Raw genomic sequence first — 22,458 nt, forward strand, 5'->3', positions numbered from 1 at the left:
TTTAGCAAATTCTGCTGCAAGGTCTTTTAGTTTTTGTTCGTTCATCATGTTGCCTGACTCCGTTGTGAATATGAACATAGCAAATTCAGGCAATTACACAATTTAATTTACAGTCTCCAATCTTTGGGACTATAGAATATTTCTGCTTGGATCTATTTTTAGTATTGTCTGGTAGGCTTCTAGAACATCAAGCTTTATTTTCTCACCCCGACACAAAGATTGATGGTGACTGATTTTACACGTGGAGAAAAACATATTGTGCTCTAGCACGCCAGTTCTCCGCTGTTATAGCGAATGGATTTCATCGTCATATAAATTACCTCTGTGGCTTAGATAAAACCAATGTAATTCAAACTCTCCGCTTTGTGAAAGCATAAGATCAGCAGTGTTAAGCTGATTATTTATTAAGCATTTATTCTGAATTTCTATTTCCCTGTGTTTATATATTCTTCTGTAGTGTTCAGCCCAACTTTCATTCAATTCAACAATGCCTGTACTCAACCTTAACAGCTAAGATTTACTCTTACCTCCTTTTAGTGGTTTTACAAATCAGAACTTGTACAGTGTATATAAAATAGGCAAATTCATATTATGAACCATTTGATGGAAACATGAAAATGCCAGTTCCAGCCCAAGCCGTCAGACATAGACTTTTAAATACTTTTTTCTCACGATACTCGGTTTGGTTTAGCTGTATTTTTATTACCTTAACGATTAGCTGGTTTCGAATTATCTATGAGCCTCAATCTATTCATTATTTTCTTTCCGATCCCTTTCTGAATTCTTTATGGCTGATCTCAGGAATCCTGACCCTGGTTGGTGTATACGATATCTTGCAAAATCAGCATTCAATCCTGAAAAATTATCCCATCATTGGACATTTTCGCTTTATTTTTGAAGAGTTTCGTCCTGAAATCAGGCAATATTTTATTGAAGATGATCAGGATGCCCTGCCATTTTCACGGATGCAACGCAGTCTGGTTTATCAACGTGCCAAGAATAAAAATGCCGATAAACCGTTTGGCTCCCTGATTGATGTCTATCAGCAAGATTATCGCTTTATTACCCATTCCATTACGCCATGCAAACCTGCCGATCCTGAAAGCTTCCGTATTCAAATCGGCAATGATCAGTGTCGACAGCCCTATAACGCCGCCATTATGAATATCTCTGCCCTGAGTTTTGGCAGCCTGAGCGCCAATGCGATTCGGGCGTTGAATCTGGGGGCGAAAATGGGCAATTTTTACCATGATACGGGTGAAGGCAGTATCAGTCCTTACCATCTGGAAAATGGCGGAGATATTGTCTGGGAACTCGGCAGTGCCTACTTTGGCTGCCGTACTCTGGAGGGTCAGTTCGATCCGGAAAAATTTACCAAGCAAGCCCGATTACCGCAAATCAAGATGATAGAAATCAAGTTGTCTCAAGGGGCAAAACCGGGTCATGGCGGAATTTTACCCAAAAGCAAGATCTCAGCAGAAATTGCCGAAATTCGTGGCGTGAGCCGTGATCATGACTGTGTATCTCCTTCGCAACATTCTACATTTAGCACTCCGATTGAAATGATGCATTTTATACAGCAACTGCGTGAACTGTCTGGCGGTAAACCGGTGGGCTTTAAACTCTGTATTGGTCAGCCCTGGCAATTCATGAGTATTGTCAAAGCCATGCTTGAAACTCAAATTGTACCGGACTTTATTGTGGTAGATGGCTCTGAAGGTGGTAGTGGTGCCGCCCCGATTGAACTGATTGACCATGTAGGTACGCCTTTACGTGAAGGTTTACTGTTTGTCCATAACACCCTGGTCGGTGCAGGTTTAAGAAATCGAATCAAGATAGGAGCAAGCGGCAAAATTATCAGTGCATTTGACATTGCCAGCACCATGGCGATTGGGGCAGACTGGGTCAATTCGGCACGTGGCTTTATGTTTGCCGTAGGCTGTATTCAGGCGCAAAGTTGTCATACCAACCAATGCCCGGTTGGTGTTACCACCCAGGACCAGGAACGGCAAAAAGCCCTGCATGTTCCCAGCAAGGCAGTTCGTGTTTTGAATTTTCAAAAAAATACCCTGCGTGCCTTATCCGAAATGATTGCAGTTGCAGGCTTAAAACATCCAGCGGATATCAAGCCGCATCATTTAGCCCAGCGCATTAATGACCGGGAAATAAAGAATTATGCCCAGTTACACTTCTGGTTAAAAGAAGGTGAATTACTCAACTGCAAAGCAGGAGATCATGAAAACTTCTATTATCGCATCTGGAATTTAGCCCATGCAGATAGATTTTAATCACGGCACAAATTCAATGAAACTCATTTAAAAAAAATAAAGAGGCCCATCTGGCCTCTTTTATGTATTGATGCAATCAAAAATCAATAATAACCTGACGAGCTTTGAGCATGTAAAAAAGCTGGAATCAAACCGGTTAAGGCCGCACGAATATCAGCACGTTCATTAATCAACTGATGTGACCCTTCTTCGAGCATCAATAAGGTCTGTAAACGGAACTTGCGACGAATAAACTCAATATTATAGCGCCAGTCGACCGTCTGGTCCTGTGCCCCCTGTGCCAGCCAGACGGGAATGCGGCAAGCAGGACGTGCTTCCATTTCCTGCATCCATTTCGACATGGCCAGAATCCAGTCCATTCCCATCATCCGGGGCTGTAACGGATCTTTTAAACGGACAAAACGCAGAAATTCAGGATTATGATTATTACGTCTAAAATGCCGTGGTACCTGACGCTTAATGCGCCGGATAATGCCCAGACCGACCGAATTATGCCACCACGCCGACTTGGCTGGTCGAAGCAGCGGTGAAAGCAATAATACACGATCCACATACGGATTTTCACGACGCTGGGCAAATTCCAGTAAATGATGCATCCAGATGGCACCACCAGTACTCTGGCCAATCCCTAACCAGGGTTTCGGTAATTGCTCGGCATTTTTAATGTAGTGATAAACAGCATGTAATACCTGCTGGTAATGATCAAAATTCTTGATATTTGCCGGCGAACCGTCGCTGAGGCCATGACCGGGCAAATCATAGGTAATGACACTAAAACCCTGTTCCAGCAATTCACGAATAATCGGCTGGTAAATCCCGCTATGTTCCAGATAGCCGTGCAGTAAAAATACCGTGCCTCGTATTTTCGGTAAGGCATTTTTTTCCAGATTCGGTTGAAATACCTGTACATGCAGTTTAAACAAAGGCATTTGTACATAACCTTGCCAATGCTCACAGTTCAGCAAATGCAAACCATATAACTTGCGATAGGCCTGAATTTCGACTGAAGGGTGATAAGGCTGGTTCAGATTCAATGCTTCAAGTAATTGAGGTGTGGTTTCACGACTTGGAACGGGTAAATCCAGCCGTTTTAAAATGGCAGGATTTAAAAATGGAATATCAGGCATTAAGGTACCTCTCGGCAATCACTGGAACCAAACCAGATATCACGAATAGTGGCTAACATTTCATAATTGGCACGGCGACTATGATCATAATTCTGTTCACTTGGACGCCACCGGGTCAATTGAGTCGGCATGGGTGCTTCTACGGGTACAGTTTCAATACCATTTAAGGCAAATAAACGACGGGTCCGCGGCATATGATAACGGTCGGTAATCAAAATCACCCGTGGCGCTCCACCTTTTTTTTGCAATAGCAATGAGCTAAAACGCGAATTTTCACAGGTATTCATGCTGCGGTCTTCCAGCAGTTTCGCATCGACATTATATGCTTTTAACCAGCGCTGCATATACGGTGCTTCAACACCACTCAGCACAATCGGTAAACGGTACTGTTGTTCTATTTCTAAGGTTTTTTCCAGGCGCAGACGGGTATATTTGTTTACCACAATATCCTTGCTATTTTTATCTAGCGTCAGCCCACCTCCCAAGACCACAATCGCATAAGGTTTAGAACTTTGAGGCTGTGCTTGTTCATTTTGCTCATGAATCAGGGCAATATCCTGATAAATGCTTTCGTCTACCGGTTCTTCAGCGACCTTTTCCGGTTCTATTTCATGCGTGCGCAGAAAATCCAGATATTTTTCCATTAAGGCTTTATTTTCAGTACTGTTCAAATCCAGCAAGTCTTTAACGGTTTGAGTTGGATCTTCTGCTTCAGAGGCAGCTTCGACCGGATTTGCCAGCAGCGGAATTTGCGGTTTGTCCTGTTGTTCTTTTTCCTGGAGTTGTGCATCTTCAATCGTTTGTTGCAAGGCTTTATAACGCGCTTGAATCAATACCAGATCCTGTGAATTATGGCTTTGTATCGCCTCTTCCATCAATTTCAGATAGGCTTGACGGGCAATCCAGACTTTAGAACCAGGTTCCAGATCTTCATGTTCACTTAAAGCTGCCATTTGCTGGCTTTTTGCCGCGACCTGATTCACTTCTACAGGCACAAAACTGTTTAATGCACTCACCACCCAACCAGAATAAAAGGGTGAATAAAGCAAAACCATGAAACAGCCGAACAGTACAAATAGCACTGAAGCAATTTGTACCAGTCGAACCATCCAATGCGATTTCGCCATCTTTCTCTTATTCCATATGTGAACGAATTAAACCGGTTTCATCAAACAATACCGGCTCCGGTTCTAACAAAATATCAAATTTTTGCTGCACATCGTGTTGTACAGCATGGTACGTGGTCTGAACATCCGCCAGATTGGCCTGATCATAATTGACCAGTACCAAAGCCTGCTTATGGAACATACCCACAACACCCAGTTTCTTACCCTTCCAACCCGATTGATCAATCAACCAACCCGCTGCAATCTTAACGCCACCTTTTGCTTGAGGATAATGGGGCAAATTCGGAAATGTCAGTACTAAATGGTCAAAAAGCTGTTCTGAAATAATCGGATTTTTAAAGAAACTTCCCACATTCGGGTATTCTTTTGGATCTGGCAATTTGCTTTGACGTATTTGAATCACTTGTTTTTGCAGGTTTTCAGCGGTTTGTTCTTCGCCTACTGCCTGCTTGAGATCGCCATAATTCAACATTAAGTGGGCTTGCTTAAGCAACTTAAAAGTCACATGAGTAATCACAAAACGGTTCGGGTCGTCTTTAAAAATACTGTGCCGATAGGAAAAATCACAGTCTGCAGCCAGAATGGTGCTGAATTGTTCCAGCTGACGGTCATAGACCTGAACCGACTCGATGAACTCGCCCGCTTCCACCCCGTAAGCACCAATATTCTGTACTGGAGATGCACCGACCAAACCTGGAATAAGTGCCAGATTCTGCAGGCCATATAAATGATTTTCGGTAGTCCAGAGTACGAAATCATGCCAGACCTGACCAGCACCCACACAAATGGTTTTGCTGTAATCATCTTCAGCCACATATTCAATGCCCCGAATATCCATATGAATCACCAGCGCATGGATTTTTTCCGGCAAGAGCATGTTGCTGCCACCGGACAGAATCAAAACATTTAACTGCTGTTGCTTGGCATAATGTAAGGCATCCACCAATTCAGCTGTGGACTGAACTTTGCAGTAATGCGATGCGGTTGCATCAAGACTTAAGGTATTAAAAGGCTTAAGTTGAATTTGAGTTTGAATATTCATGTGCTTAAACCTTTATTTCACATCGATCTGTTGTTTGAACTGCTGTTTAAAAATGCTGACCCAAGCCAAGCTGCTCGATTCACACTGATCGAGTACACGCTCAAACCCCTTTGCTCCGCCATAATAAGGATCTGGCAAGGCCTGTTTGGGATAAGTTTGATCGTATTCACTCATCAATGCAATTTTTGCCCGAATCTGGTGGGCCGCATATGCGGTTTGAGCCTGTTTTAAAAGCATTTGAATATTGAATAAATTTTCATGATCCATCGCCAGAATAAGATCAAATTCAAGAAAATCTTGCGCTTTTAACTGGCGCGCCCGTAACGATGATAAATCATAGCCCCGTTTTAAGGCATGTTTCTGGCTACGCTCATCTGGTGCTTTTCCGGGATGGTAATTACTGGTTCCTGCAGAGTCGATCATAATATTCAGTTGCTGTTTATCACAAAAATGTCTAAGAACAACGTCTGCCGTAGGAGAGCGACAAATATTTCCTAAACATACACATAACACCTTATAGGGCGTTTTGGATGACATAACAACCTCAATTACTGCTTTATTTTCAGGTGTCTTATGTTAAGTTATTTACAGGATGAATCCTATAGAACACTAAAACAATAATCTTGAATTTGATATCAAAAAGGAAGCAATAGATGAGCCATTTTCAATTTCAAACCGTCTCGAATATTATTTCTGGACTGGGCTCGATCTATGAGTTAAAACCATTATTACAACAACAGACGTATAAAAAACTGCTGCTGGTCACCGATTCAGGCATCATTCAGCAGCAATTGCATATGCCGATTATTGAAATTTTAGATACGATTCGACTGCCCTATGCAATTTATTCAAACGTTCAGGCTGATCCTCCTGAACATATTGTATTGGATGCCGTAAACTTCGCCAAAAATGAAAAAGCAGACATCATCTTGGGTTTTGGTGGTGGCAGTTCACTGGATGTTGCCAAAGTGATCGCGGTTCTGGCTCATCCGCAGCAACAACAAAATTTGCAGGATTTATATGGCATCAATAATGCTAAACCACCGCGATTGCCGCTGTTTTTAGTTCCTACAACGGCCGGTACAGGTTCCGAAGTCACTCCCATCTCGATTGTCACTACAGGTGAAACTACCAAAACCGGCATCGTTGCTCCAGTTTTATTTGCCGATGTCGCCATTTTAGATGCGACTTTTACCCAAAACTTACCTGCACATATTACCGCAGCAACCGGTATTGATGCGATGGTGCATGCGATTGAAGCCTATACCTCAAAAATCAAAAAGAATCCCTATGCAGATATGCTCGCCAAACAGGCTTTAAGATTACTCAATAAAAATCTAAGTTTAGTCTTAGCAGATGGGCAGAATTTAGAAGCACGTCAAAATATGCTAGTTGGATCAATGCTCGCCGGACAGGCCTTTGCCAATGCTCCTGTGGCAGCAATCCATGCACTGGCTTATCCCTTAGGCGGACATTTTCATATTTCACATGGCCATAGTAATGCTCTGGTTTTGACCGAAGTATTAAAATTCAATGCACCAAATGCCAAACAGTACTATGCCGAGCTGATGTGCTGGTTGGACCCGAAAAGTACTGGCAGTACAGATGGTTTATGTGATTTATTTATTGATCATATGCAAAATCACTTAGACCAAAGTGGCCTGATTTTAAAGCTGAAAGATTTAAATGTTCCTAAAAATATGCTGGATCAATTGGCAAGTGATGCGATGCTGCAAACCCGGCTGTTGCAAAATAACCCGCGTGACCTGATTCAACAGGATGCACGGGAAATTTACCAAGCTATTTATGCATAAATTTCTATTTATATTTGTGATAAAAACAGATTTAAGTGATATCAAAATAACCAAATAATGATTTATTACAGGTCATCCCATTTTATTGAGATGATCTATTTTTTCACTTGTATTTTTATGGACTTCACAGTAAAACAAATGAAATCATCAAAACAACTATGCCAATGAAACAAATACCCAAACATCGTGCCGATTTTTCATACTTTTTACCTATTCAAACCCGCTGGTCGGATAACGATATTTATGGACACGTCAACAATGTGACTTATTACAGTTATTTTGATACAGCTGCCAATGCCTTACTGATTGAAAAGGCCGACTTTGATATTCGCTATTCGCCCGTGATTGGCTTGGTGGTCGATTCGGCATGTAGCTTTTTTCAGGAACTGTCTTATCCTGAAATCATTGAGGTCGGCGTAGCTATTTCGAAACTGGGAAATTCATCCGTACAGTATGATTTAGCGATTTTTAAACAGGGTCATGAGGTGGCTTCTGCGCAGGGTCATTTCATGCATGTATTTGTAGACCGCAAGACACGAAAAAGCACCCCGATTCCAATTAAAATACGGGATGCTTTATATCCATATAATGTGAATGAATAAGTTTATTTGAGCTGGATATTCTGTATTTCACCCTCAAAGTTTTGCAGAAGCTCTTTGACCGCTGGTTCTGCATGCAGTAGCTCTGCCGCACGTGCATAGGCTTTTTCTTTACGCTCACTTTGCATGCTATACGGCGTTGTGGTTTCTACATCTGCATAATGAACCTGAAAATGTGTACCCGACCATTCTGTTTTCAATGCCAGCTCCAAGGCATACTGTAACTGGGTCAACAGGGCTTCATATTGTTTTGGAATATGGAAGATTGAATCACCATTAATTTGCCCCATCATCACGCCATGTTGAGCCAATTCTTGGACTGCCGGTGAAAGATCACTGTTACGGAACCAATACTCCCACTTATCCACCGTCCACTCGCCTTCAAGAACTTGAGGCTTTAATTTTAGAATATCTTGTGGCATCAGTTTCGAAGAAGCATCAGTATAATTGCTTTGTACATCTTGGGGTGCTGGAACAGCCGGTTCAGCTGCCAAATCAAATAATGAATCTTGTGCTGTTTCTTCTACAGGTTGCTGAACTTGCACCTGAACTTCCGCAGAAGCTTCAACAGGAGTTGATTCATTGGCTGCTAAAGGTACTAAGGGTACTAGTTCATCAAACAGAAAATCATCGCTGCTGCTTTCATCAGCTGTAGTACTTATTGCTTCAGGCTCATCATCAAAGCCAAATAAAGCATCGTCACTCGATGGATCGAAGATAATTTTTTCCGACTGTGTTTGAGCCGGATTGATTTGTGTATTTGATGGTGTAAATAGCGCTTCAGCTTCTACTGTTTCTGGTTCCAGGAAATCATCCGAACTTGGTTCATCTACAGAAACAGATTGAGCTGTAACTTCATTAAATGGGTCATCATCATACTGAGCATCATCAAAATCATCATATACCGGTGCTGATTCAATAGATACGGTCGGCTCTACCGCTACTTGTTGTGATGCTTGCTGCTGGCTCTCGGGTTGAACCGTCTGTGGTACGAGGAGCTGAACATTTTGTGTAGCAACTTGTACTTGTGATACAGGAATTTCATTCGGCTGTAATGGACGGAACGCCAACAAACGTAGCACGCACATCTCAAAGCCCTGCTCTTGTGTCACGGCAAGTTGCAGGTCGGCCCGGCCTTTGCAGGCCACCTGATAATACAATTGTAAATCTTGTGCTGAAATGAGTTGAGACAACTGCATAATCTTTTGGTTGATTTCAGCACTATATTTCAAGCTCAGCTCAGGCAGATATTGCAACAAAGCCAGCTCATGCAAGGTCGAAATCAGCTGATCTAAAACCAGTGACACATCCAAAGCCTGTTGCCTAAATTGCATCAGCAATTCACTGACACGGGCTTTCTGGTTCTGATGAATGGCCAAGATCAAATCATAAATAATGGTGCGGTCAATCAGACCCAGCATGTCTTTGACATCTTGATGCTGGATTGCGCCCTGACCATAGGCAATGGCCTGATCGGTTAAAGATAAGGCATCACGTAATGAACCCTGGGCAGATTCAGCAATTTGCCAGATGGCATCCTGTTCGGCTTTTATTTCTTCTTTGTTTAAGATACTGGTGAGATGTTCGGTAATTTCATCGACTGCTAGTGGACGCAAAGTAAATTGCAAGCAACGGGAAATAACGGTAATCGGTAATTTTTGTGGATCAGTCGTGGCAAAAAGGAATTTTACATGTTCTGGCGGTTCTTCAAGTGTTTTGAGCAGCGCATTAAAGGAATGCGTTGAGAGCATATGCACTTCATCGATCAAGTAAACCTTAAAACGACCTTGCGTAGGCGCATAGGGAACGTTATCTAACAATTCACGTGTATCTTCAACTTTGGTACGTGATGCCGCATCAATTTCAATTAAATCGATAAAACGGCCTTCATTCACCGCTTTACAGGTTGCACACACTTCACAAGGCGTTGAGGTCACGCCAGTTTCGCAGTTCAGACATTTCGCCAAAATACGGGCAATGGTGGTTTTACCTACTCCGCGCGTCCCAGTAAACAAATATGCATGATGCAACCGACCACGTTCCAAGGCACTCGTCAGTGCGCGCGACACATGGTTTTGCCCCACCAATTCATTAAAATTACGTGGACGGTATTTTCGTGCAAGTACTTGATACATGTATGCTCCTTTTTACAGGTCTAAGCATACTGTTTTTTTATAAAATAGTGAAATAAATGGCGGAGGTATGAACAATAAAAATCTTGTATTCTGCCGAAACAAAGACGAAATTTTTATTTATACATTCAATAAAATTAGCTCAGTTTTCCCAAAAGAAAATCACTTTGCATCTGGTAGCTTTTACCGCTTTGATCTTCACGAATTTCAAGAACTTTTTCATCTAAATTCACATAGAGTAAATTACGCGTTGCCACATTGATCAGCTCAATTCTTTGCTTTGATTCATCTGTAAAACGCAGCTTACCTTTCAAGGTTTCGACTTCACTATGACCACTTAAACTTTCACGGGTTAAGGTATAGGTTTGATCTTCATACAATGCCAAAGTCACAGCCATACCTGGACAATCTTCGCAACGGGATAAACAGCTCATGCACGGTGTTGTACCCTCATATTCTCCTGCCCACGCTGCCAGTTGCTTTTGCGATTCTATAGATGCCTTACCTTGCGTATTCGATTGGTTAGCATCCTGACATCCCAATAATGCAGTACTTGCCAGCAAAGGAATTAACACGACATTTTTCATGAAATATCAACAGCAGCTAGAATCTCAGGCAAAGTAGCATATTTTCCCGTTATTTTCCTCAGCAACATGTTGCACATTAAAACCAACCCTTACGACCTGCTAAGATACGATCCGCGCAGCGTAGTGTTTCCTGGGTCAAGCCCCACAGCCGGTAATCGCCTGTGATGGAAGCCGTGGAAAAATTATGGGTATAGGCAAAACTTAAACCACGCTCCGGGTCACACCATGCACCAGAGCCATTAAAGCCCATATGCCCAAACCCTGATGATGATTTGCCTAAAGTTAAAATCCGGTGATAACCCAACCGCCAATGCATAGGTAACGGCATAATCCGGTCACGTCGGGTGTACTGAATTTGGCTTAACTGCTTAAAGATTTCAGTGCCTATCAACTGCTGCCCTTGCCACTCCCCGCCATTGGCAAGCATGGCATAAATTCGAGCTAGGCTATTGGCACTAAACACACCTGTTGCCGCAGGAATTATAGCTTGTAAACCTTGATCACTAAAAAAGCTGAAATTTTTCATTCCTTTTGGAATCATCGCATCCTGAAAGTCTTGCGGTTTTTGGCCGGATAACTCCAATAATTTATCGAATGGAGATGCTTTGCGTGCCTGTGCAGGTTTTACTTTAGGTTTGGGATTTTGAAGCTTATCTTTTAAAACTTTTTGTTGAGGAATAATCCGGGCAACTTCAGCCAGTTTTTCCTTAGGTACACCAAAATAGGCAGCATCTAATTGCAATGGTTCAACCAGATATTGTTGCATCAGTTCTGCCAGTGTTTTACCTGTGGCTTTTTCCAATAACCCACCGACTTGCCAGCCAAAGGTTAAGGGCTGATATGCTGCATCTGTCGCCACTGCAAAACGTGGTTTGGCCTGTGCCATAACAGCAAGCATATGCTGCCAATCCGCCATTTCCGAGGCATCAGCAACAAGATTGCGAATATCATATAAACCACTTTGATGACTCAGCATATGCCTTAAGGTGATTTTATCTTTACCATTTTGCCCAAATTCAGGCCAATACTCGGCAACGGGTATGTCGTAATCTAGCAAGCCCTCACTGACCAAAATATGCGCCAAGGTTGATAAAACGCCTTTACCGGTAGAGTAACAGACCGACAAAGTGTCTGCTTGCCAGTTTTCAGTTTCCGACTTTTTCCCGGTCCAGATATCAACAACTTTCAGCCCCTGGAAATATACCACCAAAGCAGCGCCACCTAAATTTGTCCGCGTATCCTGCATCCGGCTGAATTGTGTGGCAAGGTCTATAAATCGCTCATCTACATGACCTTGATAATTTGCTGTATTGGCTAAGATGTATTCTTTGATTCTTTTCATTCAACTGTGCTTTCCGTAGACCAGTGATATTCTTATTGAGCTTAAAACAAAAAAGCCTAAATCTACAGTGACTTAGGCTTTAGTCTTAAAGTTCTTTCACAGTTCCCGTGACATGCGGTTTTTTGTTTTTACTGTTTCGAATGACGAATTCAGTATCTTTGCCTTCCTGAGCGGTTAAGAACTCGACTTTTGAAGGGAGATACAGTGGCAGTTTAAACAAGACATCAGCTTCATAAGCATCCGGCAAACTTAAGCTGGCAAGTGCTTTCGCTTTACTCCACATCCCATGCGCGATCGCCTTTTTAAAGCCGAATGCTTTTGCTGTAACCGCATGAATATGGATCAGGTTAAAGTCACCTGAAGTTAAAGCATAACGGCGCCCAGTATTCTCAGATACATTCCATTCTGCATTCAATTCATAAGCCGGTATTTTATTGTCCACCAGTTTAGGCGCCGCTTTAACATCGGTTTTTTGACGGGCCAAATAGGTAGTTACCCCTTCCATCACCACGTCATTGCCGACTTTCGCCGTGGTCATAAAGTCAAACTGCACGCCCTTATCATGCGGTTGCACATCACCAAACTTGCAGGACAATGTTAATGCTTCATTGGTGCCCACTTTGCGGTTTTGTTTAATCTGGTTGCGAATATGTACCAGACCTAAAATTGCAAATGGGAAAGTCTCAGTCGTCATCATATGCATTTGCAGGCTTTGCGATAGCACCGCTAAATAAATTGCAGGAATATAACCATTATTTTTGAAGCCGCACACTTCATTATAGGCTTTAAGATGCTTTTGATCGACCTTGAATGAATCCACCACATATTCAACTTGCGGCAGCACTTGTTCACCTTTAGGCTTTTTAAAAATCAAGCCTTGAATCACTTTCGGATAGGCTAAATAAGGTTTTGGAAGTTGACTAAAATGGCGAGTATTCATACTGAACCTTTGAGAAGTTTTTCTAATTTATTTAATGGAGTTCTCTCTCCCTCTGGGAGAGAGCTAGAGAGAGGGTTAATAATATATCCCCTTATCTCCCTCTCCTAAATCCTCTCCCCAAGGGAGAGGACTTTAATGTGTTAAGCCCCTAACAAGCTTTGACCACACACACGAACCACGTTACCATTTAAACCTGTAGACGCTGAAGATGCAAATAATGCAATCGTTTCAGCAACATCCACAGGTAAACCACCTTGACTCATTGAGTTCATACGGCGACCTGCTTCACGAATCGCAAATGGAATTGCCGCTGTCATTTGCGTTTCAATGAAGCCCGGTGCCACGGCATTAATGGTTACGCCATTTTTCAAAATAGGTGCCGTGAATTTCACCACACCAATCACGCCCGCTTTAGAAGCAGCATAGTTGGTTTGCCCTAAATTACCCGCAATACCTGAAATTGACGATACGCAAACAATACGACCGTTGCTGTTCAAACCTGCATTTTCAATAAGGTAATCATTGACACGCTCAATTGCAGACAAGTTAATGTTGATCACCAAATCCCAAAGCTCTGGTTTCATATTGGCCAAAGTTTTGTCACGGGTAATTCCGGCGTTGTGCACGATAATATCCAGACCGCCCTTCGCCGCTGCTGCAGCCTTAATTTTTTCACCGGCATCCGCAGCCGTGATGTCAATTGCTAAAGTTGAACCGCCAATGGCACCCGCAACACGATCCAGATCAACTTGTTGTTGAGGGACATCCAGGCAAATGACATGTGCACCATCACGTGAAAGTACATGGGCAATCGCCTCACCAATCCCACGGCTTGCACCTGTGACTACAGCAGTTTTTCCAGCAAGAGGTTTGGCCCAGTCTACATCGACAACTTCAGCTTTAGAAACCCGAATAACTTGACCAGACACATAAGCAGAACGCGGAGATAATGCAAAACGCACTGTAGATTCAAGGTTTGCTTCAGCACCTTCATCAACATAAATCAGATTTGCCGCTATACCTTTCTTAAACTCTTTACCGACTGATTTTACAAAACCTTCAAGTGCACGTTGGGCAATGGCCTGTTTTACCGTTTTTGCAGTCTCAGGGCTAATCCCTACAACGATGACACGGCCTGAAGCCTGGATTTGACGCGCAATTGGGTTAAAGAAGTTATAAAGTTCTTTCAGTTGTTCAGAGTTTTGGATACCAGACGCATCAAAAATGACTGCTTTAAATTTAGACTCTTTATCGCCCGGGTGAAAAGCGCCCAGATTTAAACCTGTTTTTGCAGCTGCTTGCTGTAATTCGGAGTTGTTACCTGCGTAGCTATTGGCATGAATATTGGCCAACACTTGTGCGATTGCACCAGATAATGTACTTGATGATGCAGCACCAAATAACACCGCCCCTTTCACTACAGGTGTCGCAGACTCAAAACGCTCTAAAAAAGTTGGCGATGGCAAGCCTAAATTTTTGATGACAAATTTACCAATAGGAGATTTTGCAAAGGTTTGGTATTGATCAGTCATGTTTATTATCTCTCATACAAATTAATTTTTGATGGTTTTGAAAATATCTTTTTAACTTCAATATGATGTCAGGCACTTATATTTCAATACATCCATCAGTTTCCATAGAATCATACTTGAGTTAAATTATAGATGTCTTGACCTGAATGCTTTGCCTAATGTCATTTTAGTCAATTCAGCTGTTTTTAGATTATGTTAATGTACACGCCAAGAATACTGTAAAATGCTTGGAAAAGCCTGATGAGCAAAACAACTCAAGAAAATCCGGCAGTCGATAATTCTGCTACGGAAACTGTGTCAAAACCATCAAAAAATACTGCGCGCACAACTAAAACTTCTGGCACGGCGGCCACATCAGGAGATACTGCGCCTAAAACGACCCGCACTCGTTCTACGTCACCACGTAGTAAAATGACTACTTCAACAACTCCAAAAACTCAACCTACAACACCAACGTCTGTTCAACAGGATAACACCATGAGCCAAAACATAGTTCGCCGCGTTGCAATTATCGGTGGTAACCGTATTCCTTTCGCCCGTTCAAACGGTGCTTACTTTACTGCTTCTAACAGCGACATGTTTACTGCAGCATTAAATGGTCTGATTGAGCGTTTTAATTTACAAGGTCAACGTTTAGGCGAAGTCGTTGCCGGCGCGGTTTTAAAACACAGCCGTGACTTTAACATGACCCGTGAGTGCGTGTTAAATACTGAACTTGCTCCAGAAACACCTGCTTATGATATTCAGCAAGCCTGTGGTACAGGCTTGCAAGCAGCATTCCAGATTGCCAACAAAATTGCACTGGGTCAAATTGAAGTGGGTATTGCGGGTGGTGTAGATACGACTTCTGATGCGCCAATCTCTTTCGGTGATGGATTACGTAAAGCATTGCTTGAACTGAACATTGCGAAAACTGCGAAAGACCGTTTAAAAGCATTAACCAAAATTAATATTAAAGACTTGATGGATGCTCCTAAAAATGGTGAGCCACGTACCGGTCTTTCTATGGGTGACCATCAGGCGATTACCGCACTTGAATGGGGTATTTCTCGTGAAGCACAGGACGAACTTGCAGCGTCATCTCACCAAAAAATGGCGGCTGCATACGAAGAAGGCTTCTTTGATGACTTGATCACGCCCTTCCTGGGCTTGGAACGTGACAACAACTTACGTGCTGACTCATCTGTAGAAAAACTTGCAAAACTTAAACCAGCCTTTGGTAAAGGCGATGCACGTACCATGACTGCGGGCAACTCAACTCCACTCACTGATGGTGCATCTTGTGTATTGTTAGCTTCTGAGGAATGGGCTAAAGCCAATGGTCACGAAATTTTAGCTTACTTAACATTCCAGGAAACTGCAGCAGTTGACTTTGTTGAGAAAAAAGAAGGCTTGTTGATGGCACCTGCTTATGCCATTCCACGTATGCTCGAACGTGCTGGTCTTACCCTGCAAGATTTCGACTACTATGAAATCCATGAAGCATTTGCATCACAGGTTCTTTCTACCCTTAAAGCATGGGAAGATCCCAAATTCTGTAAAGAACGTTTAGGCCTGGATGCTCCACTGGGTTCTATTGACCGTAGCAAATTGAATGTGAAAGGTTCATCTCTTGCAGCGGGTCACCCATTTGCAGCAACTGGCGGCCGTCTTATTGCAACTGCAGCAAAACTGATTCACCAGAAAGGTTCTGGTCGTGTTTTAGTTTCAATCTGTGCTGCTGGTGGTCAAGGTGTAACAGCGATTATTGAAAAATAATCTGAATCTTTGATTCAGGAAAGCTCCTCGAATGAGGGGCTTTTTTATTATCATCTTATTATTTGGCTATTTATATGCTCACTAATATCTTGAATACGCGAAAATACAAATAAGATGAGTATCTATCAAAAACCATGCATCAACCATGTTTTTTAGATCACAGATTTAAATCAGGCTGTAGATTTCACATGATGACTAATGTTCAATTTAGCTTCAATATAGTCATAACACCACTGGAAAATAAAAGTATAGACCAGAATACACAAAGTCATACTGAGGTCAGTCAAAATTGCCTGCCAAATTGACATCTCCAAAGCATAAGCCACCATTGGAATGGTCGCCAGCATCAAACCACCTTCAAAACCAATAGCATGTAAAATACGTACACCGACTGTTCTTTTCAGTTGACGTTTGGCTTCAAAGTTTTCAAAAAAATGATTGAAAGTCATATTCCAAATCACGGAAGTCACGGCCATTGCAAAACCTAAGCTACCGGTCACCTCCATAGGCATTTCAAAAATAAAGCTTAACGCAATTGCAATGATCAGCAGCAGGATCGTTTCATAGCTTAGCGCATGGATTATCCTTCTTTTGGACATCAACATTTTAAAACTCTTTCATTTGAATGCAGACATTTTATTTTGATAATATTGATTAATCGAATTAGATTCTTTCAGAAGTTTTGATAGATGAATATTAATCAAGAACAACTGATCATTTTTAAAACCGTGATTGAAAGCGGTTCATTTTCTGCGGCTGCCAGACAGCTCGGCAAAGTGCCTTCGGCAGTTAGTATGTCGATTGCCAACCTAGAAGTTGATCTCAATTTAACCCTCTTCACCCGTGCTGGCCGTGAGCCTGTACCGACCCCACAAGCGCTGACCTTGTATGAAAAAACCGAACAGCTCTTAATTGAAATAAATCAATGGAAACAGCAGGCTTTTGCCCTAAGTCAAGGTCTGGAATCTGCTTTAAATATTGTGGTGGTATCTGAACTGCTGCACACGAAGTGGATTGACTATATTTCATTGCTGGAAAAACAGTTTCCTGAGCTGCAAATCAACATTTTTTCAGCGCCACAGGAAGATGCGTTGAAAATGCTGCTCAACCAGACTGCGCAGTTAGCACTCATGTTTGAACGCGAACAGTTAGAAACGCGCGAACAGTTTGTTGAACTTAAACGTGAGGCTCTGGTGCCGGTTACGGCTATTGATTCTCCATTAGCCAGATTTGAACAGGTGAGCTATGAGCAAATTTTGCAAAGCCGGCAAATTGTAGTGGCAAGTCGCGATCGCAGCATCAAGCCGGAATTGTTATTTTCAAAAAAATACTGGCGCACAGATAACCATTTATCTGCCTGTGCCATGATCCAGCAAGGGCTAGGATGGGGAGTCTTACCTTTAGAAATGCTAAACCAGAATCCGCATATTCAACAGCAACTTAAGATTCTTAACTTTCTGGATTTCACTCCAAAATTTGAATATTTTGTTGATCTGGTCTGGAGTCGTGAAAGCCAGCTGGGTGCAGCTGCTCATTTTTTGATTAATCACATCCGAAATTCAAGAAAAAACATAAAATAGACAGGCCTTATACGCGCTTTTTACTTTGGATAACAGGAGATTGTGATATAACAAATAAACGGGAAATAACTTTAAGAACCAGACGACAATGACTCAATCAGCCTTAAATCAATTAAAAAACCTTACTACAATTGTTGCCGACAGTAGCGATTTTTCCGCAATCGAAAAATTTCGCCCTCTTGATGCAACAACAAATCCTTCACTGATTACAGCTGCAGCGAATCAGCCTGAAAATAAGGAACTGATTGAAGCTGCCTTTGAACAGGCGAAATCTGAAGGGTATAGTGGTGATCTTCTGGTTGAACGTACCATCGATATCCTGACAGTCAAGTTTGGTGTAGAAATTCTAAAACTGATTCAAGGACGTGTTTCTACCGAAGTCGATGCAGCACTTTCTTACGATACTGAAGGCACCATTGCCAAAGCCAAAGAACTTCTGGAATTATATAAAACCTATGGTATCGATCAGAACCGTATCCTGATTAAAATCGCTTCCACCTGGGAAGGCATTCAGGCAGCCAAAGCATTAGAAGCTGAAGGCATTCATTGTAACTTGACCCTGTTATTCGGCTTGCATCAGGCTCAAGCCTGTGCGGACGCCAATGTCACCCTGATTTCACCTTTTGTCGGCCGTATTCTGGACTGGTATAAAAAAGCGGAAAATGTCGATCATTATCCAATTGATAAAGACCCGGGTGTACTTTCAGTCAAACAGATTTATCATTTCTACAAGCAGCATTGCATCAAAACAGAAGTAATGGGCGCAAGTTTCCGAAGTATTGATCAGGTACTTGGATTGGCTGGCTGTGATCTGCTTACCGTTTCTCCTAACCTTCTGGCAGAACTGGAACAGGACCAGCGTGAAGTGGTGGCCCAGCTTAGCAACGATCATACCCAAGCCCATTGCCAGCATCAGGTTGAGCCTTTAACCCAAGAAAGCTTTAAAGCTCAGATTGAAAAAGATTTAATGTCTTCTCAGTTGTTACAAAGCGGCATTGACGGATTTATTAAAGCGCGTGAACAGTTAAATACCTTACTGCGCCAATCTTTCGGCCTGGATGCTGAAATTAAAGCTTAATTTATTCCTATCTTTCCCTAAAAAAAGCCGATTTTGTTATAGTGAACAGGTCGGCTTTTTTGATGATTTGAGAGTATATTTTGTTCGGCATAACCGATCTTAGCACCTATATTATTGGCACTACCCTAATCGTATTACTACCCGGTCCAAATTCACTGTATGTGATGTCCATCGCTTCACGTTTCGGTATCAAAGCCGGCTATAAAAGTGCTTTTGGTGTCTATACCGGCGACCTGATTTTAATTCTACTGACAGCATTGGGTGCAGCCTCATTACTGCATGCTTTCCCTTGGGTATTTACCTTACTGAAGATTATTGGTGCGATTTACTTAAGTTATTTGGGCATAAAATTACTGATTGCTGCCTATCACACCTGGAATGTCCTGCACTCCACAACGCAAATAGCAACAGTAGAAAAAAATATTGAACAGCTGCAACCCTTTAAAACAGCATTAACCATCAGTATTTTAAACCCCAAAGCCATTTTATTTTATTTGTCCTTTTTTGTGCAGTTTGTCGATCCGGACTATCCTTATCCGGCAATTACCTTTACTGCACTTGCAGTCATCTTGCAGATCATTAGCATGAGTTATTTAACCGTCCTGATTTTTTCCGGTGCAAAACTGGCATCTTATTTTACTTCGCGTTATAAAGTAACGGCCTCATGTGTAGCAGCTGTGGGACTGTTATTTTGTGGTTTCGGAATTAAACTCGCAACCTCAACCCTGTAGTTCTACGGTCTAAAGAAGCAAATTAAACCTGCAAAAAGCCTATAAATTGAGGCAATAATTTCTTTCCGCTTATCAACCACAGGCGTATGATTATTACACTTTTCAAATTTTAACAAATCCAGCACGCAAAGGATGTATGCACAAATTTCTCCAAGACTTTTCCGTTCCTGCGGTATTTGCAGGTTTCATTACCTTTCTGATTGGTATCAGTGTCTCGGCAGTTTTGGTCATTCAAGCTGCACAAATATTAGGGGCTACGCCAGAGCAAATTAGCTCCTGGTTTTGGGCATTAGGTTTAGGGATTGGACTGTCTGGTTTAATTTTGTCCTGGAAATTTAAATATCCAGTTGCCACGTCATGGTCAACTGCTGGACTAGCCCTGATTTTAGCCACTGGCAATGGTTATAGCTTGCACGAAGCCATCGGTGCATTTCTGGTCTGTGGTTTACTCAGTGCCATTTTAGGTTTTTCGGGTATTTTTCAGAAAATTTTATCTTATATTCCACAAAGCTTAACCAGTGCCATGTTGGCAGGCGTGTTACTCAAATTCGGCATTGCCCTGTTTGCCAGCATGCAAAATGACTGGGGCTTTATCATTTCATTGTTAGCAGCGTATGTTCTGTCTAAACGTCTGTCTCCACGTTACAGCATCGTCATTACCGTGATTGCCGGACTTATGCTCTGTCCAATGTTTATGCAGTTTCATCATCCAGTTTTACAATGGAGTTTGGCGCAACCGGTATGGATTAGTCCTGAATTTAGCTGGTCCGCCCTTTTGGGTTTGGCACTGCCATTATTCGTCATTAACATGGCATCACAATATTTACCCGGTATTGCCATGATCAAAAGCTATGGCTATCAGCCCCATGTCAATCAGCTGATTGGCTGGACCGGAGTTACCCAGACCCTGCTGGCTCCATTTGGCTGTTACACGGTCAATATTGCAGCCATTAGTGCAGCCGTCAGTCTGGATGATCAGGTTCATCCTGACCCAGAGAAACGCTATATTGCCGGCATAAGCTGTGGATTTTTCTATATCTTGATGGGGGTTTTCGCAGCAACACTGACCAGTTTACTGATGTCTTTCCCAGCCATTTTTATTGTCGCGCTGGCAGGTATTGCCTTACTGGGCACCATTAGCCACAACATAGCTATCGCCTTTCAGGATGTCCGCGAACGAGAAGCCGCATTATTGACCTTTTTATTCAGCGCTTCCGGCATTCAGTTTTTTGGAATTGGTTCAGCCTTCTGGGGTTTAATTTTTGGTATTATCGTATCTATCATATTAAAGTTTAAGGTAGCACAATCCTGCAAATAACTTTTGTGGTTTATCGATCTGGTTATGGATATTCCGGCACAGGGTAAGCCAAGATCACGTTTATAGCTATGTGCTTTACATGCAGGATGATAATTCTTAATCTTCCTGCTTGAACCCTGCTCGATGAATTTAGAAAACACAACTACCAGCAAACTCGGTCCCTGTTTGCCAGAATTTTCCGTTGTGAGCAAAAAGTGAGTTCTGTTACTTCTAAAATAATAGCTAAACCCAGTAAGGGATAAACTAACAAAACAAAATTCGGATCATCTTTTCCTCAATTCACCTTAAAGTGCTATTTTGAATAATTTAAGGGCTGTCCCATTTTTAGATATGAGCTGTCTAAAACGAAGCTACAAAGCTAAATCACTATATTTTTGAATAAACTGGATGGTTTGCTTAAATGTCTGCTGACTGGCCTTTTTACTCATCATAAACTGATATTCATGGACTAAAAACTCTTTAGATTCAGGATAAAAAACTTCGGTTACCGGTATCTTCTGATTAAGCAAAGCACTTACAAAAGGGACTGACTGGGTCCTGGTCAAAAAGTCTTTATTGCCACCACTAATGAAAACAGGCGGATAATTCGCAGTTAAATATTGAATGGGAGAAATGCTTTTTAAGAAATCTGCATCATCTTTTTTATTGCCAGTATAAGCCTGAACCAGATTAAAAACTCCCCATTCGATCAGTTTTAATTCATCTCGAGCCGTTTTGATAAAGGCATTCATATCATAAATACCGCAATGCAGGATCAACCCTTTAATTTGCTCACGCTGGATTAACGGTGAAATCGCAGACTTTCGGGCAAAATCAGGATTACTGAGTAAAGCTGCATAATGACTGACTAAATTTGCACCTGCCGAGTCACCCGCCAGATACAGGTGCTGGGCATTAATATGATAAGCCTGAGCATGCTCACTAATGAATTTTAGGGCCTGATTAATTTGCAGCAGCTGCTCAGGATAAATCGTTTGCGGAGCAAATTGGTATTCGACTGAAACCACGTTATAGCCTTGATCCGCCAGACGTTTAAAATAGCCTCGAGCATGTTGTTTAGAACCGGAAATCCAGCCACCGCCATGAATCCAGACCACCGTAGGCCGGTTTCCCAACTCTGCAATATCACGGGGTTGGTAAAGATCCAGATGCAGCGCCGGATTTTGCAGATATGCAATATCGGTTTGAGCTAAAACTTCAGGAGCATGCCGATCAATAAACTTTTTTTGAACATTGGTCGAGGCATTAAATACACTGGCAATGACCTTGCTATTGCTTTGTATATTCTGGCAAGCACTACTGGATAGTGCAGCAATGAGGCATACACTTAGACTAAAAGATTTCGAATACACAATTTGCCCTATCAACTTTTCCACAAAATTGAGAAAAATCATCATATTTTGCAGCATTTTAATGACTGTTTAAACATTTAGAAATACAGGCCCAAATGTTGAGTCTTAAAC

19 protein-coding genes are annotated in these 22,458 nt (G+C 42.1%); 8 read left to right on the forward strand and 11 right to left on the reverse strand.

Translation table 11 applies throughout. From position 1 onward, the window contains the following. Positions 1-617 precede the first annotated feature (617 nt). Positions 618-2,288: an FMN-binding glutamate synthase family protein gene (locus B9T38_RS03245; protein ID WP_086195430.1), complete on the forward strand. Its 1,671-nt coding sequence runs from the start codon at positions 618-620 to the stop codon at positions 2,286-2,288. An 83-nt stretch (positions 2,289-2,371) separates the two neighbouring features. On the opposite strand, the gene B9T38_RS03250 is transcribed toward B9T38_RS03245, so the two are convergent. Genes B9T38_RS03250 through B9T38_RS03265 form a run of 4 tightly spaced genes read right to left on the reverse strand, consistent with a single transcriptional unit; the run spans position 2,372 to position 6,121 of the window. Further along, entirely contained in the window at positions 2,372-3,415 is a 1,044-nt protein-coding gene (locus B9T38_RS03250) for an alpha/beta hydrolase (RefSeq protein WP_086195431.1), read from the reverse strand. Continuing rightward, the gene (locus B9T38_RS03255) at positions 3,415-4,542 is read right to left on the reverse strand and encodes an ElyC/SanA/YdcF family protein (protein ID WP_086195432.1); all 1,128 of its coding nucleotides are present in this window, start codon (positions 4,540-4,542) and stop codon (positions 3,415-3,417) included. Before B9T38_RS03255 ends, B9T38_RS03250 begins: the two co-directional genes overlap by 1 nt. A 7-nt stretch (positions 4,543-4,549) precedes the next feature. Beyond that, the gene (murB, locus tag B9T38_RS03260) at positions 4,550-5,584 is read right to left on the reverse strand and encodes a UDP-N-acetylmuramate dehydrogenase (RefSeq protein ID WP_086195433.1); all 1,035 of its coding nucleotides are present in this window, start codon (positions 5,582-5,584) and stop codon (positions 4,550-4,552) included. A gap of 12 nt (positions 5,585-5,596) precedes the next feature. After that, positions 5,597-6,121, reverse strand: a complete 525-nt coding sequence (locus B9T38_RS03265) for a low molecular weight protein-tyrosine-phosphatase (RefSeq protein ID WP_086195434.1) — start codon at positions 6,119-6,121, stop codon at positions 5,597-5,599. Positions 6,122-6,237: 116 nt separating this feature from the next. Here B9T38_RS03265 and B9T38_RS03270 point away from each other — a divergent pair, with 116 nt between their 5' ends. Together B9T38_RS03270 and B9T38_RS03275 are read left to right on the forward strand one after the other, a co-directional pair. Further along, positions 6,238-7,398, forward strand: coding sequence for an iron-containing alcohol dehydrogenase (locus tag B9T38_RS03270; RefSeq protein WP_086195435.1), 1,161 nt, complete (start codon positions 6,238-6,240; stop codon positions 7,396-7,398). Positions 7,399-7,562: 164 nt separating this feature from the next. Continuing rightward, complete coding sequence (locus B9T38_RS03275; RefSeq protein WP_086195667.1) at positions 7,563-8,000, forward strand: acyl-CoA thioesterase; 438 nt, start codon at positions 7,563-7,565, stop codon at positions 7,998-8,000. 2 nt (positions 8,001-8,002) lie between these two features. Here B9T38_RS03275 and dnaX read toward each other — a convergent pair whose 3' ends face one another. From dnaX to B9T38_RS03300, 5 genes are all read right to left on the reverse strand, one after another. Further along, entirely contained in the window at positions 8,003-10,132 is a 2,130-nt protein-coding gene (gene dnaX / locus B9T38_RS03280; protein ID WP_086195436.1) for a DNA polymerase III subunit gamma/tau, read from the reverse strand. Between the two features lie 134 nt (positions 10,133-10,266). Then, positions 10,267-10,716: a copper resistance protein NlpE N-terminal domain-containing protein gene (locus B9T38_RS03285; protein ID WP_086195437.1), complete on the reverse strand. Its 450-nt coding sequence runs from the start codon at positions 10,714-10,716 to the stop codon at positions 10,267-10,269. A 76-nt stretch (positions 10,717-10,792) separates the two neighbouring features. Next, positions 10,793-12,058, reverse strand: coding sequence for a serine hydrolase domain-containing protein (locus B9T38_RS03290; protein ID WP_086195438.1), 1,266 nt, complete (start codon positions 12,056-12,058; stop codon positions 10,793-10,795). An 85-nt stretch (positions 12,059-12,143) separates the two neighbouring features. Further along, a complete protein-coding gene (locus B9T38_RS03295; RefSeq protein WP_086195439.1) occupies positions 12,144-12,998 on the reverse strand; it encodes a MaoC/PaaZ C-terminal domain-containing protein in 855 nt (284 codons plus the stop codon). A 140-nt stretch (positions 12,999-13,138) separates the two neighbouring features. Then, a complete protein-coding gene (locus B9T38_RS03300) occupies positions 13,139-14,530 on the reverse strand; it encodes a 3-oxoacyl-ACP reductase (protein ID WP_086195440.1) in 1,392 nt (463 codons plus the stop codon). A gap of 240 nt (positions 14,531-14,770) precedes the next feature. Between B9T38_RS03300 and B9T38_RS03305 the strand changes: the two genes are divergently transcribed. Continuing rightward, positions 14,771-16,288: an acetyl-CoA C-acetyltransferase gene (locus B9T38_RS03305; RefSeq protein ID WP_086195441.1), complete on the forward strand. Its 1,518-nt coding sequence runs from the start codon at positions 14,771-14,773 to the stop codon at positions 16,286-16,288. A gap of 170 nt (positions 16,289-16,458) precedes the next feature. Here the strand turns inward: B9T38_RS03305 and aceI are convergent, their stop codons facing one another. Next, a complete protein-coding gene (aceI, locus tag B9T38_RS03310) occupies positions 16,459-16,893 on the reverse strand; it encodes a chlorhexidine efflux PACE transporter AceI (RefSeq protein WP_086195442.1) in 435 nt (144 codons plus the stop codon). A gap of 84 nt (positions 16,894-16,977) precedes the next feature. Between aceI and aceR the strand changes: the two genes are divergently transcribed. From aceR to B9T38_RS03330, 4 genes are all read left to right on the forward strand, one after another. Further along, the gene (gene aceR / locus B9T38_RS03315; protein ID WP_086195443.1) at positions 16,978-17,868 is read left to right on the forward strand and encodes an HTH-type transcriptional regulator AceR; all 891 of its coding nucleotides are present in this window, start codon (positions 16,978-16,980) and stop codon (positions 17,866-17,868) included. 88 nt (positions 17,869-17,956) lie between these two features. Then, positions 17,957-18,946: a transaldolase gene (tal, locus tag B9T38_RS03320; RefSeq protein ID WP_086195444.1), complete on the forward strand. Its 990-nt coding sequence runs from the start codon at positions 17,957-17,959 to the stop codon at positions 18,944-18,946. A gap of 80 nt (positions 18,947-19,026) precedes the next feature. Next, positions 19,027-19,677 (forward strand): leucine efflux protein LeuE, encoded by a 651-nt coding sequence (gene leuE, locus B9T38_RS03325; protein WP_086195445.1) that lies wholly within the window; start codon positions 19,027-19,029, stop codon positions 19,675-19,677. A 136-nt stretch (positions 19,678-19,813) separates the two neighbouring features. After that, positions 19,814-20,995: a benzoate/H(+) symporter BenE family transporter gene (locus B9T38_RS03330; RefSeq protein ID WP_086195446.1), complete on the forward strand. Its 1,182-nt coding sequence runs from the start codon at positions 19,814-19,816 to the stop codon at positions 20,993-20,995. Positions 20,996-21,345: 350 nt separating this feature from the next. On the opposite strand, the gene B9T38_RS03335 is transcribed toward B9T38_RS03330, so the two are convergent. After that, entirely contained in the window at positions 21,346-22,389 is a 1,044-nt protein-coding gene (locus B9T38_RS03335) for an alpha/beta hydrolase (protein WP_086195668.1), read from the reverse strand. Positions 22,390-22,458 lie beyond the last annotated feature (69 nt).

It is taken from the genome of Acinetobacter sp. ANC 4218, from assembly GCF_002135245.1.
In the GTDB taxonomy this organism is placed as follows: Bacteria; Pseudomonadota; Gammaproteobacteria; order Pseudomonadales; family Moraxellaceae; genus Acinetobacter.

Coding starts and splice junctions, on each gene's coding strand:
- B9T38_RS03245 (WP_086195430.1), top strand. CDS start 618: ATGCCAGTTCCAGCCCAAGCCGTCAGACATAGACTTTTAAATACTTTT.
- B9T38_RS03250 (WP_086195431.1), bottom strand. CDS start 3,415: ATGCCTGATATTCCATTTTTAAATCCTGCCATTTTAAAACGGCTGGAT.
- B9T38_RS03255 (WP_086195432.1), bottom strand. CDS start 4,542: ATGGCGAAATCGCATTGGATGGTTCGACTGGTACAAATTGCTTCAGTG.
- murB (WP_086195433.1), bottom strand. CDS start 5,584: ATGAATATTCAAACTCAAATTCAACTTAAGCCTTTTAATACCTTAAGT.
- B9T38_RS03265 (WP_086195434.1), bottom strand. CDS start 6,121: ATGTCATCCAAAACGCCCTATAAGGTGTTATGTGTATGTTTAGGAAAT.
- B9T38_RS03270 (WP_086195435.1), top strand. CDS start 6,238: ATGAGCCATTTTCAATTTCAAACCGTCTCGAATATTATTTCTGGACTG.
- B9T38_RS03275 (WP_086195667.1), top strand. CDS start 7,563: ATGAAACAAATACCCAAACATCGTGCCGATTTTTCATACTTTTTACCT.
- dnaX (WP_086195436.1), bottom strand. CDS start 10,132: ATGTATCAAGTACTTGCACGAAAATACCGTCCACGTAATTTTAATGAA.
- B9T38_RS03285 (WP_086195437.1), bottom strand. CDS start 10,716: ATGAAAAATGTCGTGTTAATTCCTTTGCTGGCAAGTACTGCATTATTG.
- B9T38_RS03290 (WP_086195438.1), bottom strand. CDS start 12,058: ATGAAAAGAATCAAAGAATACATCTTAGCCAATACAGCAAATTATCAA.
- B9T38_RS03295 (WP_086195439.1), bottom strand. CDS start 12,998: ATGAATACTCGCCATTTTAGTCAACTTCCAAAACCTTATTTAGCCTAT.
- B9T38_RS03300 (WP_086195440.1), bottom strand. CDS start 14,530: ATGACTGATCAATACCAAACCTTTGCAAAATCTCCTATTGGTAAATTT.
- B9T38_RS03305 (WP_086195441.1), top strand. CDS start 14,771: ATGAGCAAAACAACTCAAGAAAATCCGGCAGTCGATAATTCTGCTACG.
- aceI (WP_086195442.1), bottom strand. CDS start 16,893: ATGTTGATGTCCAAAAGAAGGATAATCCATGCGCTAAGCTATGAAACG.
- aceR (WP_086195443.1), top strand. CDS start 16,978: ATGAATATTAATCAAGAACAACTGATCATTTTTAAAACCGTGATTGAA.
- tal (WP_086195444.1), top strand. CDS start 17,957: ATGACTCAATCAGCCTTAAATCAATTAAAAAACCTTACTACAATTGTT.
- B9T38_RS03330 (WP_086195446.1), top strand. CDS start 19,814: ATGCACAAATTTCTCCAAGACTTTTCCGTTCCTGCGGTATTTGCAGGT.
- B9T38_RS03335 (WP_086195668.1), bottom strand. CDS start 22,389: ATGATTTTTCTCAATTTTGTGGAAAAGTTGATAGGGCAAATTGTGTAT.